This is a genomic window from Corallococcus sp. RDP092CA (assembly GCF_041903675.1).
Lineage (GTDB): Bacteria > Myxococcota > Myxococcia > Myxococcales > Myxococcaceae > Corallococcus.
On the sequence record NZ_JAYESI010000003.1, the window covers coordinates 104,652 to 117,735 of the forward strand.

Consider the following 13,084-nt stretch of genomic DNA (forward strand, 5'->3'; position numbering starts at 1 on the left):
CCTCCCAGTCGTCAGTCGTCGCCGGAGTCCGGCTGCCCGAAGAGCTCGCGCACCGGCGCGTCGTCCTGGATGTGCTCGGCCACCACCCGGCGCATCTTCTCCGGCGTCATTCCGGAGTAGTAGACCTCTCCGGGCCACCCCATGAGCTGATAGTCCTCCGGGGACAGCGGGTCGCGCTTGCGGCCCGTGTCCTCGCGCACCACCACGTTGGGCCCCATGTGGCAGAAGCCGTAGCAGCCGCCCCGGTACAGCTCACAGCGCGACTGCAACCCCTGCTCCGCCAGCAGCTCGCGCGCCGTCGCGTGCACCGCGTCCGAGCCGCCCGCGCGGCAGCTGCTGCCCTTGCACACCGACATCCGGTAGCGCTTCACGGCGGGCCTCCCCGTGCCAGCCCGGCACCATGTGCATTGAAGAGCTGCAGCGTCACCACATGCCCCCTGAAAAGGCTCCGGCCCGCCCTTTCCCTGAGGGCGGGAAGGAGGCGGGCCGGGCTGCGAGCGACGGGGCGGCGGAAGGCCCGCCCCTCGCGGTGCTCGACGCGGACTACTTGAGGAACTTCGTCACCTGGATGGGCCCCTGCTGCGTCACCACCGCGTGCCCGGCGGCGGCCTTGCCGTGGCCGTGCCCCGCGCCCAGCTGCTTCGCGTGGCCGTGGTCCGCGTGCCCCTCGCCGATGCGCGTGTGCGCCTCCTTGTGGACGTGGGGCGGCTCCGTGGAGCTGTCGCGCTTGTTCCAGGGGTCGGACGGGTGCGACACGGCCGGGCCCTTGAGCAGCTTTGGGATGTCGTAGACGAAGTTCTGCCGGTTGTACTCGGACGGCGTGTGCATGTACGTGTCCATGCGGATGGCGTCCTTCGGGCACGCCTCCACGCACAGGCCGCACACGATGCAGCGCAGCTCGTCGATGACGAACTGGGTGGGGTACTTCTCGATGACCGCCGACTCGCTGTCGGTGGCCTCGCGCTCGTACTCACCCGCCTCGATGTAGATGCACTGCGCGGGGCAGATGGTCGCGCACATGTAGCAGGCCACGCAGCGCGGCTTGCCGTCCTCGCGCGGCACCAGCCGGTGCAGGCCACGGTAGCCCTCCGGATAGATGGGCTTCTCTTCCGGGTACTCCACCGTGGTCATCAGGCTCGTGCCCGTGCGGTCCACCACCTGGGGGTTGGGGTCGCGCGTGCCGAACATGTTGCGGAAGAAGTGCTTGGTCGTGATGGCCAGACCGCGCAGCAGCTCCGGGATGTACATCCGCTCGCGGAGGTCCGTGCGCGGATCCTGGGAGGCATTGAACGCCATGGTCTTGAGTCTCGCTTCCGGACCGCGCTAGTGCGCGCCCGCCGGGGAATGGGAGTGGGAGTCCGCGTGCGCCTGGAGGGCGTGCGCGTCGTGTCCGTGGCCATGCGCGTCGTGCCCGTGGCTGTGCGCCGCGTCGTGCACCTCCGCCGGCCGGGTACCCGACGACAGCGTCAGCGCCAGCACGAAGCCGATCTCCAGCAGGCCCACCACGCCCAGCGCCTGGAGGGACGGATCCCACAGCACCAGCGCGCCGCTGATGAACACGTTGGCCAGGCCCACGGGCAGGAGGATCTTCCAGCCCAGGTTCTGGATCTGGTCGTAGCGGAAGCGCGGGAAGGTCCAGCGGATCACCAGCTGCACCCAGATGAGCAGGATGACCTTGATCCAGAACACCGTGCCCAGCAGCGTGCCGTACACCCAGCCGTGCTCCTGCATGAAGGGCTGCGCCGCCAGCCACTCGCCTCCGAAGGGCAGGTGGTGCCCGCCGAAGAAGAGCGACGTCGTCACGCCGGCCAGCACCACGACCTCCACGAACTCGGAGATCATGAACATGCCGAACTTCATGCCGGAGTACTCCACGAAGTAGCCGATGATCTCGGACTCGCCTTCCGGCGCGTCGAACGGGGCGCGCTTGGTCTCCGCGAAGGACGCCACGAAGAAGCCGATGAAGCCCAGGGGCTGGATGAAGATGCCCCACGCCGGCAGGCCCAGGTCGAAGCCGCCGTCGGTGCGCCACAGGTACCGGGCCTGGCCGGTGCCGGAGACGAGCGCGTTGCCCACGTCCCCCACCAGCGTGGGCAGCTGCACGGAGGAGAAGGCCAGGAACAGGCCCACCAGCGACAGGCCCAGCGCCACCTCGTAGCTGATCATCTGCGCGGAGGCGCGCACGCCGCCCAGCAGCGCGAACTTGTTGTTGGAGGACCAGCCGGCCAGCGACGTGCCGTACACGGCGAGCGACGCGATGGCCAGCAGGTACAGCATGCCGAAGTCCGGCGTGGCGACCACCATGTCCACCGTCTTGCCGAACACGTTCACCGTGGGGCCGGCCGGCACCACCGCGAACAGCGCGAACACCGGCGCGAAGGCGAGGATGGGGCCCAGGTTGAACAGGAAGCGGTTGGCCTGGCCAGGGACGAAGTCCTCCTTGGTCAGCATCTTCAGCACGTCGGTGATGATGTGCGGGATGCCGCCCAGGGAGCGGTTGCCCAGGCCCGGGATGGCGGACAGGCGCGCGCGGTTGGGGCCCACGCGGTCCTGCATGAACGCGCTCCACTTGCGCTCCGCGAGCGTGAGCAGCGTCGCGGTGATCATCACGAAGACGAGGATCAGGAAGATGATGTTCGTCAGGCGGCTGGCGCCCTCGAAGAGGTACTCCTCCGCCAGGTAGCCCACCAGATACGCCGAGGCCACTCCGCCGGCGACGGCGAAGACGATGAAGGCCATGGCGAACAGCATGTTCAGGATGCGGCTCATGGTCAGATGCCCCTCACGCGCGGCGCGCCGAACTCGCGGTAGCCCGGCGGACGGCCGTCGGCACTCGACGGCAGCGGATTGATGCCCGGCTTCTCCCGGTCCGGCGGAGAGGCCTTGTCCCAGTTGAACTCGGCGAACTCGGCCACCTGGCTGGAGAGCGCCCGCCACACGTCGCGCGCGGAGGCCGCGGCGGCCTCGCCGCCCAGCTCGCGCGTCAGCTCCGTGGCCCACTTCCAGTGCGGCACCGCGTCACCCTTGGAGGGGTACGCCTTGCGGAAGCGCTGGGTGATGCCGTCCTGCTGGGTGAACGTGCCCTCGTCCTCGATGTGCGCGGAGGCGGGCAGCAGCACCGTGGCCTGCGCCGTCACCGGGGACTCGTTCTGCGCCTGGGCGACGAACACCTCCAGCGACGCGAGCACCTCCGCGAACGCGGCCGCGTCCGTGGGGACCTCCGTGCCCAGCGCGTAGAGCGCCTTCACCTGGCCCGCCCGGATGGCCGGGGTGAGCTCGTCGAAGCCCTTGAGCGACAGCCCCAGGCCCTTGGCGATGAGCGCCAGGCCCTGGCGGTTGGGGTTCTTGTCCGCCGTCATCAGGTAGTGGTCCGCCTTGCCCTGCGGACGGCCCCCCACGAACACGGACGTCACGCCCAGCACCGTCTTGGCGAAGGTCAGGCCCGCGAGCAGGTCCTCGTTGGACGCGAGCGGCGAGGCCAGCACGGCCAGCTGCTTGGAGCCCACGAGCGGCTTGAGCGCCTTGACCGCGCCGAGGGCGGCGTCCTTGCGCGTGAGCGCCGGCTGCACCGTGCCGGGGGCCTGGAGGCCGCGGCCCACGCGGGCGGCCAGCACGCGGCCCACGTTCAGGTCCTTGTACGACAGGCGGCCCTGGTCGCACATCCAGCTCTTGTTGATGGCCTCGTTCTCGCGCGGGCGGTAGCGGTAGGTGTCCTGGGACATCCAGTCCGCGGAGATGCTGCAGCCGCGCGAGCAGCCCGTGCAGACGGACGGCGTGGCGGACAGGAACCAGGCGCGCGCCTTGAAGCGGAAGTCGCGCGAGAGCAGCGCGCCCACCGGGCACACGTCCACGGTGTTCAGCGAGTAGTTGCTGTCCAGCTCGTTGCCCGGGAAGACGTCGATGCGCTCGTGGCTGCCGCGGCCGAAGACGCCCAGCTGCGGCTCCTTCGGGATCTCGTTCATGAAGCGGACGCAGCGCGTGCAGATGATGCAGCGCTCCTGGTCCAGCACGACGCGGGGCCCCAGCACCTTGCGCTTGTGCTTGAGGGCCTTGGTGCCCTCCAGCCGCGAGGGCTTGTAGTCGTACTTCATGTAGTAGTCCTGCAGCTTGCACTCACCGGCCTGGTCGCAGATGGAGCAGTCGACCGGGTGGTTCAGGAGCAGGAACTCCATCACCGCGCGCTGCTGCTCCTTGACCTTGGGGGTCGTGGTCTTGATGACCTGACCCTCGGCCAGGGGCGTCTGGCAGGCGGGGACGAGCTTGGGCGCGTTGGACGCCTCGATGAGGCAGATGCGGCAGTTGGCCGCGATGGAGAGGCGCGGGTGGTAGCAGTAGTAGGGGATCTCCGAGCCGACCGTCTTGGCCGCCTCGATCATGTTGGTCCCCGGCTTCACCACGACTTCCCTGCCGTCGATGACCGCCGTCACGAAGCCCGGGTTCTTGGGCTGCGGCTTGGGCGGGGGGCCACCGGCCGGCTTGGGCGGAGGCGTGCCGGTGGGGCCGCTGGCGGCCGCGGGCGGCGAGTCCAGCTTCGCGCCGGCGGGCGGGTTGGTCGGCTCCGGGCCGACCTTGGCCGCGGGCGTGTCGGTGGGCGCGCCCTTGGGGGGCGTCTGCGCGTCTCCGGTGGGCTTCTTCGTGTCGTTGTCGCTCACTGCTCGACCTCGCCGCCGATCATGTTGATGGTGTCAAAGGTGGGAACGAGGTCCGCGATCATCTTGCCCTGGATGATGTGCGGCAGCGCCGACAGCACCGGGAAGCCCGGGGCACGCACGTGGACCTTGTACGGACGGCCGCGGCCGTCGCTCACCAGGTACCAGCCCAGCTCGCCGTTGGACGCCTCCGTGGCGTCGTAGACCTCGCCGGGGGGCACCTGGATGCCCTCCATCACCAGCTTGAAGTGCGCCATCACGCCCTCGATGGTGCCGTACACCTCCGGCTTGGGCGGCAGCGCGATGCGCCAGTCATCCACGATGATGGGGCCCGCGGGGATGGTGTCGAGGGCCTGGCGGATGATCTTGATGGACTGCCGCATCTCCTCCAGGCGCACGAGGTAGCGGTCGTAGTTGTCGCCGTGCTCGCCGACCACGGCCTCGAAGTCGAAGCGGTCGTAGACCCAGTACGGCTGCACCTTGCGCAGGTCGTGGTCCACGCCGCAGGCGCGCAGCGCGGGGCCCGTCCACCCGTAGTCGATGGCGTCCTCGGCGCTGATGACGCCGGTCCCCTTGGTGCGGTCCACGAAGATGCGGTTGCGCGTGAGCAGCCCGTCCATCTCCACGAGCAGCTCTTCGGTGCGGTCCAGCGTCTTCCGGACCTTCTCCGCCCAGCCCTCCGGCAGGTCGCGGTTGAGCCCGCCCACGCGGCCGAAGCTGGTGGTGAGGCGCGCGCCGGTGAGCTCCGTGACGCGGTCCTGGATGAGCTCGCGGGCCTCCATGCCGTAGAGGAACGGCGCGAAGCCGCCCATCTCCAGGCCGGTGGCGCCCACGCATGTCAGGTGGTCGGTGAGGCGGTGCAGCTCGCTGCCGATGACGCGGATGTACTGGGCGCGCTCCGGGATCTCCAGGCCGATGAGCTTCTCCACGGCGTTGAGGAACCCGAAGTTGTTCATCATCGCGGACAGGTAGTTGAGCCGGTCCGTGTACGGCAGGCACTGCGTCCAGGTGACGTTCTCGCAGCTCTTCTGGAAGCCGCGGTGGAGGAAGCCGATCTCCGGGTCGATCTTGACGATGGTCTCGCCCTCGAGCTCCACCTTCAGCCGCACGGTGCCGTGCGTGGCCGGGTGGGAGGGGCCCATGTTGATGACCATGTTCTTCGTCTGGAGGTGGGACTCCAGCTCCGACTCCTCGTGGGCGAACCCATCGGTGTCGGGGTTGTGCGGCTTCTGCGCGTCGATGTTGTGGCTGTCGGCCATGGTGAGGTCTCGATCAGGCGATGCCGCTGGTGCCGGGGCCGCGGAAGATGTCCTTGATGGGGCGCTCGGGGATCAGCGGCTGGCGGTCGCGCAGCGCGTAGTCCTTGCGCAGGGGGTGACCCTGGAACTCCTCGTACAGGAGGATGCGGCGCAGGTCCGGGTGGTCCGTGAAGCGGATGCCGTAGAAGTCGAACACCAGCCGCTCCCACCAGTTGGCGCCGCGGTACAGCGGCGTGAGGGAAGGCACCTCCGGCCGGGTCTCCGTGACGCGCACCTTCAGGCGCACGTGCTCCTTCCGCTTGAGCGAATAGAGGAAGTAGACGACCTCGAAGCGCGGATCACTCTCCGCCAGGTGCAGGCGATCCACGGCGTCCGCGGAGCCGAACAGCTTGAAGTCCAGCTCGGGGTCCATCTTCAGGAAGGTGGCGACCTTCGGAAGCCACTCGGCATGAATGACGGCCCAGGCTCCGCCAGCGCGGTCGACATAGCGCTCCGCGACCGCCTCGGGGAACTGGGCGGCGACCCGGTCCAACGCGAAAATGCTCAAGGGGGGCCTCGATCTACGACAGAGGAAACCGCGGCTTTATAAGGACCGTTCGCGTGAGGCGTCAACGTAAACCCTCAACCGTGTAGGCCACTTAGGTGGTCCAGGAGCCCGCGTCGCGATCCACCCCCTGCCTGCCTGGGCACGGCCGGTGGAGGGGCTCGGGCGGCCACGTCCGGACCCGCCTCCGGGGCGTGCCTGGCGGGCCCGGGGACGAAGGTCACCACCGGTGGGTGCTCGTCGGGGATGCGCGTGGCGGGGGCCCGGCGGAGCGCGCCTCCTACCGGCTTGCGGGGCGCCTCTGGGGGTGGCACGGACGGTGCGCGCCGCGCGCGTCGGGGGCTCCCGGGGAAGCCCGGTAGAACACAGAGTTGGCGCTGAAACGCCCGGACGGAGTAGAGGCTCAAGGCATGTCCGTGCGGCCCGTCGCCTCCTTCCTCCGTGCCACTCCGGGGCGCCTGGCCCTGGGCGCCCTGCTGGGCCTGCTGCTCTTCGCCGCCGAGACGGTCTGGCTGCTCAAGGCCGGGGTGGTGGGCGTGGACATCCCGCTGGACGGCCCCTACGCGGCGCTGGCGGCGGCGGTCCGGCCCTTGTTGCCCGGCGTCATCCTGCGCGTGGCCGCCGTCTATGTCGTGGCGGGCGGGCTGCTGGGGCTCGCCGCGGCGGTGCTGGCCTCCGCGTGGACTCGCCGGGGCGGGTGGGTGGCGCTGGCGGCGATGGTGCCGCACTGGCTGGCCCTGCTGCTGTTCTGGGCGTGGGACCGGGCCCTGGCGCGGCCCGCCCTCTTCGATGACCTGCCGGCGGTGCGGCCGGCGCTGGCGTGGCTGGTGGATCACGGAGAGCCCTGGCAGGCGCGCGCGGCGGCCGGGGCGTGGGTGGCGGTCCACCTGGGGGTGCTGGGGGTGCGCGGGGCCCGGGCGCTGCGGCGGCTCGGGGCCTCCGGTGGCCCGGAGGCCCGGCGGGCGGAGCGCGTCGCGTGGGCGGTGGTGGTGGGCGTCGTCGTGGCGGTGGCGGTGGCGGTGACGGTGCGCCGCGCGGGCCCTGCCGCGCGGCAGCCGCTGGTGGTGCTCATCGGCATCGACGCGTTCCGGCCGGACCGGCTGGGCGCGACGGGGCACCACGGGGTCGCGCCCCACGTGGAGCGCTTCCTCCAGGACGCCACGCTCTTCACCCAGGCGTACACGCCGGTGGCGCAGACGGAGCCCGCGTGGCGCTCGCTGCTCACCGCGCGCTGGCCGTTCCGCACGGGCGTGCGCTACCCGCTGACGCCCGACGCGCGGCTCGTGCTGGCGCCCACCTTCGCGCAGCGCTTCGCGGAGGCCGGGTGGCGCACGGTGTTCGCCACGGACTGCTCGCGCTTCCACTTCGAGGGTCCGGCCTCCGGCTTCGCCACGCGCTGGCAGCCTCCGCGCGGCGCGCTCAACTTCGCGCTGGAGAAGCTGCGCTACCGGGCGCTGGGCCTCTTCGCGGACAACGCGGTCGGCGCCGCGTGGGTGCCCGAGTTCATCGACAACCGCGCGCTGGCCGGCATCCATGATCCGCTGGGCTATGCCCGGCGGCTGTCGGCAGGGCTGCTCGCGGAGGCGGGGGAGGGGCCGCTGCTCTTCGCCTTCCACGCCACGGCGGCGCACTTCCCGGGCGACCCGGTGTACCCGTTCTACCGCCGCTACGTGTCCGCCTCGGAGCCGCTGGAGCGCCGGCTGCGCATGCACTTCGCCCCGGTGACGCCGGGGGCGAAGGGGGCGTGGAACCGCGAGGGCGCGGAGGGGCTCTACGACGAGCTGCTCGCGCAGGCGGACGCGCAGGTGGGGACGCTGCTGGACGCGCTCCGGGCCTCCGGGCGCTATGACGACGCGCTCATCGTGCTGATGTCCGACCACGGCGAGAGCTTCCACGCGGACCGGCCGGACCTGGCGGGCGCGACGTCCGTGCACGGCGCCCGGCTGGGGGACGAGGAGAACCGCATCCTGCTCGCGGTGAAGCTGCCCGGCAGCCGGGGCGTGAGCCCCACCCGGGTGGACGCGCTGGCGCGGCTGGTGGACGTGGGCCCCACGCTGCTGGAGCTGTCCGGGCTGGGCTCGCTGCCGGAGGCGGACGGGACGTCGCTCGGGGCGCTGCTGCGCGGCGAGGCGCGTCCGCTCGCGCCGCTGTACGCGGAGACGGGCTACACGCACGTGAGCCCGGAGGTGTTCGACCCGGGCCACTGGCCCGGCGCGCCGCGCACCTTCGACGCGTACCGCCTGCGCCCGGACGGCGTGGTGGAGATGGGCGAGGAGGCAGGCGAGGCCGTGCTGCGCGAGAAGGACACCGGCGCCTTCGACGGCCAGCGCTGGGTGGTGGACCGGCCGCAGGCGGATGGCAGCGTGCACCGCACCTGCCTGGGCGACTGTGCGGGGCCGGACGCGCGGGCGCTCGCGGACTGGCTGGACGACACGCGGGAGCGCGCGCCAGAGTCCGCCTCACGTAGAGTGGCCGGCCATGTCGACGACCGAAACGACTCGAGGCCTCCAGGAAACGTACGCCCCCCACAACGCCTGCTTCGGGTGTGGCCCGGCCAACCCGAAGGGGCTGCGCATCCGCAGCCGCGTGGAGGGTGACCTCGTCGTCGCGGACTGGACGCCCGAGGAGCACCACCAGGCGTTCCCGGGCGTGCTCAACGGCGGCATCATCGGCGCGCTGCTGGACTGCCACTGCAACTGGACGGCGGCCTACCACCTGATGAAGGCGCAGGGCGCGGCCACCCCGCCGTGCACCGTCACCGCCGACTACGCCATCGCGCTCAAGCGCCCCACGCCCATGGGCCCGGTGCACCTGTCCGCGAAGCCCGTGTCGATTGAAGGCGACCGCGTCGTCGTGGAGGGCACCCTCACCGCGGAGAACGGCAAGGTGACGGCCACCTGCCGAGGCACCTTCGTCGCGGTGAAGGAGGGCCACCCCGCGTACCACCGCTGGTAGGCCCCTGGAACGCCTCGGGCCCCGTCACCGGCCTCTTCAAGAGGCGGCGCGGGGCCCGTGCGGTGAAGCGGAGGTGGGGGACTACTTGCCGGCGGCGAGCATGCGGGCGTGGTGCTCCGCGGTCTCGTTGGGCTGGCCGGGGTCGCGCAGCCGGTGCACCTGGTTGCCGATCTTGTCCTGGAGCAGCATCAGGCCGTCCAGCACCTGCTCCGGGCGCGGCGGGCAGCCGGGGATGTAGACGTCCACCGGGATGATGCGGTCGATGCCCTGGAGCACCGCGTAGTTGTCGTAGAAGCCGCCCGAGGACGCGCACACGCCGAAGGACACGACCCACTTGGGCTCGGTCATCTGCTCGTAGACGCGCTTGAGGATGGGGGCCTGCTTCAGGTTGATGGTGCCCACCACCATCAGCAAGTCCGCCTGGCGCGGCGAGAAGCGGGGGAACTCCGCGCCGAAGCGGGAGATGTCGTGCCGGCTGGCGGCCACGGACATGTACTCCATGCCGCAGCACGCGGTGGCGTACGGATAGGTGAAGAGCGAGTACTTGCGGGCCCAGCCCAGGCCCTTGGACACCAGCTTCTGGAAGAAGCCCATGGCTTCATCCCGGCGGGTGGTCATGATGGGAGCGATGTCGGTGTCAGCCATGGCGTTGCCTCAGCTCTCCCAGTCGAGAGCGCCCTTCTTCCAGACGTAGATAAGGCCCACGATCAGGGTCGCCGCGAAGACCAGCATCTCCACGTAGCCGAACCAGCCGAGCGCCTGGAAGTTCACCGCCCAGGGGTACAGGAACACCGCCTCCACGTCGAACACGATGAAGAGCAGCGCGATGACGTAGAACTTCACGGCGAAGCGCTGGCGAGCGGGACCGCTCGACTCGGAGCCTGCTTCGAAGGGGGCCGACTTGGTGCTGCTCGGGCGCTTGGGGCCCAGCCGGGTGGTGACCTGGGGGATGATCATCCCCATGACACCGGCCAGCAGGAGCACCACCGCCAGCGGCAGGTACGGGGCGAGGGGTGTACTCATCGGGCGCGGACCCTAACGACACCGCTGGCGTCGTGTCAAAGGGAAACACCCCCGCGCCGGGAGCGCCAACCCCTTGAGATGACGGCTGAAATGCCGGGCCCTTGCCATGCCCCGGCCGCCGCCCGGACGCCTGCTCCCGGCCTCCCGGTGGATCCGCCGGCGACGCTCCGCGCCCGGGCCGGTTTGACGCTGTGGGGAGCCCACGCCTAGCGTCAGCGGGCTGTCCTTCTTGCGCTCATCGCCTGGGGAGTCGTCGACATGTGGGGCCGGCTGACCTTGCGGATGCAGGTGGGGATCGCGGTGCTGGTCCCCTGCGTCGCGGTGGTGTTCTTCACCGGGATGTACTTCCCCGCCCGGCAGAAGGCCGCGGGCCTGGAGGTCCTGGCCGGCAGGGCGGTGACGCTGGGCACGCTGGTGGTGCGCCACCCCTGGCTCGCGCTGCCGGACGCCGCGCCGGACGCCCGCGCGCGGCGCGACGACGTCTTCTCCCAGGTGGAGTCCGGCGGCTTCACGCTGACGTTCCAGGAGCTGACGCGGCGCTCGGACGGCGCGGTGCTGGCCGTGCGCGGCCAGGTGCCGGAAGGGCTGGCGAGGCCGTCCCAGCCCGCCGAGGGCCGGTGCACGGTGACGCGGCATCCGGACCTGGTGGTGGTGCGCTGCGAGAGCGACGGCCGCGAGTACCTCGCGGGCTTCGGCACCCAGGAGGTGACGGCGGCGCTGGCGGCGACGGAGGGCTACTCGCTGATGGGCTACCTGGGCGCCGCGGTGCTGGGCCTGGGGCTCGCCGTCATCATCAGCCGGGCCATCGCGGACCCCGTGTCCCGCGTCACGCAGGTGGCGCGCGAGGTGGCCCGGGGCGACGTGTTCCGGGGCGAGCTGGACGTGTCCGCCGCCGGCGAGGTGCGGCAGATGGCCACCTCCTTCAACGAGATGCTGGGCACGCTGCGCGCCACGGTGATGGAGCTCGTCACGCGCACGGAGCAGCTGTCCAGCGCGTCGCGCGGGCTGATGGGCGCCTCCGCGGATCAGGAGCACGTCATCAGCCAGCAGGCCGCGTACGCGCAGCAGATCGCCGCCACGTTCGAGGAGCTGTCCCGCACCGCCGAGCAGATCTCCTCGTCCACGGAGGTGGTGGAGTCCAGCGCGCGGCGCACCCATGACGCCGTCGCGGAGGCGATGGCGGTGGTGGCGCAGGTGGTGGGCGGCATCAACGACATCCGCACGGAGTCCAAGGGCGTGGCGGACGCCATCGTGGGGCTGAACAAGGACCTGCAGCAGGTCTCGAAGATCGCCCAGGTCATCAACCAGGTGGCCGAGCGCAGCGACCTGCTGGCGCTCAACGCGGCGCTGGAGGGCACCAAGGCGGGCGACGTGGGCCGGGGCTTCTCGCTGGTGGCCGCGGAGATGCGCAAGCTGGCGGAGAACGTGTCCGTGTCCGCGCGCGACATCGCCCGCATCGTGGAGAAGGTGCAGGACTCCGGCGAGGAGGCCGCGTCCAAGGCCCGCGTGGGCATGGCCACCAGCGACCGGGGCGTGGAGGTGGCGGAGCAGGCCTCCGCCGTCTTCCTGCGCATCGTGGAGCTGGCGCGCGGCACCAGCGAGGCGGCGCGGCAGATCACCATCGCCACCCGCCAGCAGCGTCAGTCCAGCGAGCAGGCGGTGCAGGGGGCTCGCAACGTGGCGGACCTGGTGAAGCAGGGCGTGGACGCCACCGGCCGCACCACCCGCATCGCCCAGGACCTCCAGGCCGTGGCCGAAGGGCTCACCGCGGTGACCAGCCGCTTCAAGGCCCAGCAGCCCCGGTCCTGAAGCCCCTGACGCTCACGACGCGCTGCGCGACGCCGCGCGGGCGCGCAGCTTCTGGAACAGCTCCGGGGGCATGGCCGCCACGCCCAGGCGGTGGTCCGGCGCGACCGCCTCGCCGTGGAAGTCGCTGCCGAAGGTGGGCACCAGGTCGAACTCCGCCGCCAGGGCCAGGTACTTCTGCCGCACGGCGGGGTTGTGCTCCACGCCGAGCACCTCCAGGCCCGCGAGCCCGGCCTTCGCCAGCGCCTGGATCTCCGGGCGCTCCATCTTGGAGGAGCCGGGGTGGGCGAGCGTGGCCGTGCCGCCCGCGTTCCGGATGAGCCGGATGGCCTCCGCGCCGTCCAGCTTGAAGCGCTCCACCCACGCCGCGCGGCCCGTGCCCAGGAAGCGGTCGAACGCGGCCTTCACGTCCAGGCACCAGCCCTGCTCCACCAGCACCCGCGCCAGGTGCGGCCGCCCCAGCTGGGCGTCCCCGGCCACCTTGCGCACCTGCTCCATGCGCACCGGGAAGCCCAGCTCGCGCAGGCGGGCCACCATGGCCTCCATGCGCCGGGTGCGCTCGTCCTTCAGCCGGTCCGCGAAGCGCGCCAGCTCCGGGTCCTCCGGGCGCAGGAAGTGGCCCAGGATGTGGGCCTCCTTGCCGTACACGAAGGCGGACAGCTCGATGCCCGGCACCAGCTCGACGCCATGCGCGGCGGCGGCCGCCTTCGCCTCGTGCAGGCCCGCCACCGTGTCGTGGTCCGTCACGGCCAGGACGGTGACGCCCGCGGCGGCGGCGCGCGCCACCAGCTCCGCGGGCGGGTACTGGCCGTCACTGGCGGTGGTATGCGAATGCAGGTCGATCACGG

Annotated in this window: 12 protein-coding genes; 3 read left to right on the plus strand and 9 right to left on the minus strand. The window is 71.4% G+C overall.

Going from position 1 to position 13,084, the window contains the following annotated elements; all coding sequences use genetic code 11:
- Positions 1–11: 11 nt before the first annotated feature.
- The 6 genes from U8525_RS04760 to U8525_RS04785 form a co-directional block, all read right to left on the minus strand.
- Positions 12–371: a ferredoxin gene (locus U8525_RS04760; protein WP_374261683.1), complete on the minus strand. Its 360-nt coding sequence runs from the start codon at positions 369–371 to the stop codon at positions 12–14.
- Positions 372–543: 172 nt separating this feature from the next.
- Positions 544–1,296, minus strand: coding sequence for an NADH-quinone oxidoreductase subunit I (locus U8525_RS04765; protein ID WP_374261685.1), 753 nt, complete (start codon positions 1,294–1,296; stop codon positions 544–546).
- Between the two features lie 27 nt (positions 1,297–1,323).
- Positions 1,324–2,769 (minus strand): NADH-quinone oxidoreductase subunit H, encoded by a 1,446-nt coding sequence (locus tag U8525_RS04770; RefSeq protein ID WP_374261687.1) that lies wholly within the window; start codon positions 2,767–2,769, stop codon positions 1,324–1,326.
- A gap of 2 nt (positions 2,770–2,771) precedes the next feature.
- Positions 2,772–4,652: a 2Fe-2S iron-sulfur cluster-binding protein gene (locus tag U8525_RS04775; RefSeq protein WP_374261689.1), complete on the minus strand. Its 1,881-nt coding sequence runs from the start codon at positions 4,650–4,652 to the stop codon at positions 2,772–2,774.
- Positions 4,649–5,908, minus strand: coding sequence for an NADH dehydrogenase (quinone) subunit D (gene nuoD, locus U8525_RS04780; protein ID WP_374261691.1), 1,260 nt, complete (start codon positions 5,906–5,908; stop codon positions 4,649–4,651). The genes U8525_RS04775 and nuoD overlap by 4 nt, the downstream gene beginning before the upstream one ends.
- A gap of 13 nt (positions 5,909–5,921) precedes the next feature.
- Positions 5,922–6,440, minus strand: a complete 519-nt coding sequence (locus U8525_RS04785; RefSeq protein WP_374262283.1) for an NADH-quinone oxidoreductase subunit C — start codon at positions 6,438–6,440, stop codon at positions 5,922–5,924.
- 422 nt (positions 6,441–6,862) lie between these two features.
- Between U8525_RS04785 and U8525_RS04790 the strand changes: the two genes are divergently transcribed.
- Both U8525_RS04790 and U8525_RS04795 read left to right on the plus strand, forming a co-directional pair.
- Positions 6,863–9,049 (plus strand): sulfatase-like hydrolase/transferase, encoded by a 2,187-nt coding sequence (locus U8525_RS04790; protein WP_374261693.1) that lies wholly within the window; start codon positions 6,863–6,865, stop codon positions 9,047–9,049.
- Positions 9,039–9,407, plus strand: coding sequence for a PaaI family thioesterase (locus U8525_RS04795; protein WP_374261695.1), 369 nt, complete (start codon positions 9,039–9,041; stop codon positions 9,405–9,407). The genes U8525_RS04790 and U8525_RS04795 overlap by 11 nt, the downstream gene beginning before the upstream one ends.
- A gap of 81 nt (positions 9,408–9,488) precedes the next feature.
- Here the strand turns inward: U8525_RS04795 and U8525_RS04800 are convergent, their stop codons facing one another.
- Positions 9,489–10,052, minus strand: a complete 564-nt coding sequence (locus tag U8525_RS04800; protein ID WP_014398097.1) for an NADH-quinone oxidoreductase subunit B — start codon at positions 10,050–10,052, stop codon at positions 9,489–9,491.
- Positions 10,053–10,061: 9 nt separating this feature from the next.
- Complete coding sequence (locus U8525_RS04805) at positions 10,062–10,430, minus strand: NADH-quinone oxidoreductase subunit A (protein WP_374261697.1); 369 nt, start codon at positions 10,428–10,430, stop codon at positions 10,062–10,064.
- Between the two features lie 258 nt (positions 10,431–10,688).
- Between U8525_RS04805 and U8525_RS04810 the strand changes: the two genes are divergently transcribed.
- Positions 10,689–12,239 (plus strand): methyl-accepting chemotaxis protein, encoded by a 1,551-nt coding sequence (locus U8525_RS04810; RefSeq protein ID WP_374261699.1) that lies wholly within the window; start codon positions 10,689–10,691, stop codon positions 12,237–12,239.
- Positions 12,240–12,251: 12 nt separating this feature from the next.
- Here the strand turns inward: U8525_RS04810 and U8525_RS04815 are convergent, their stop codons facing one another.
- A complete protein-coding gene (locus U8525_RS04815) occupies positions 12,252–13,082 on the minus strand; it encodes a PHP domain-containing protein (RefSeq protein ID WP_374261701.1) in 831 nt (276 codons plus the stop codon).
- Positions 13,083–13,084: the final 2 nt, after the last annotated feature.

Coding starts and splice junctions, on each gene's coding strand:
- U8525_RS04810 (WP_374261699.1), top strand. CDS start 10,689: ATGTGGGGCCGGCTGACCTTGCGGATGCAGGTGGGGATCGCGGTGCTG.
- nuoD (WP_374261691.1), bottom strand. CDS start 5,908: ATGGCCGACAGCCACAACATCGACGCGCAGAAGCCGCACAACCCCGAC.
- U8525_RS04770 (WP_374261687.1), bottom strand. CDS start 2,769: ATGAGCCGCATCCTGAACATGCTGTTCGCCATGGCCTTCATCGTCTTC.
- U8525_RS04800 (WP_014398097.1), bottom strand. CDS start 10,052: ATGGCTGACACCGACATCGCTCCCATCATGACCACCCGCCGGGATGAA.
- U8525_RS04805 (WP_374261697.1), bottom strand. CDS start 10,430: ATGAGTACACCCCTCGCCCCGTACCTGCCGCTGGCGGTGGTGCTCCTG.
- U8525_RS04765 (WP_374261685.1), bottom strand. CDS start 1,296: ATGGCGTTCAATGCCTCCCAGGATCCGCGCACGGACCTCCGCGAGCGG.
- U8525_RS04790 (WP_374261693.1), top strand. CDS start 6,863: ATGTCCGTGCGGCCCGTCGCCTCCTTCCTCCGTGCCACTCCGGGGCGC.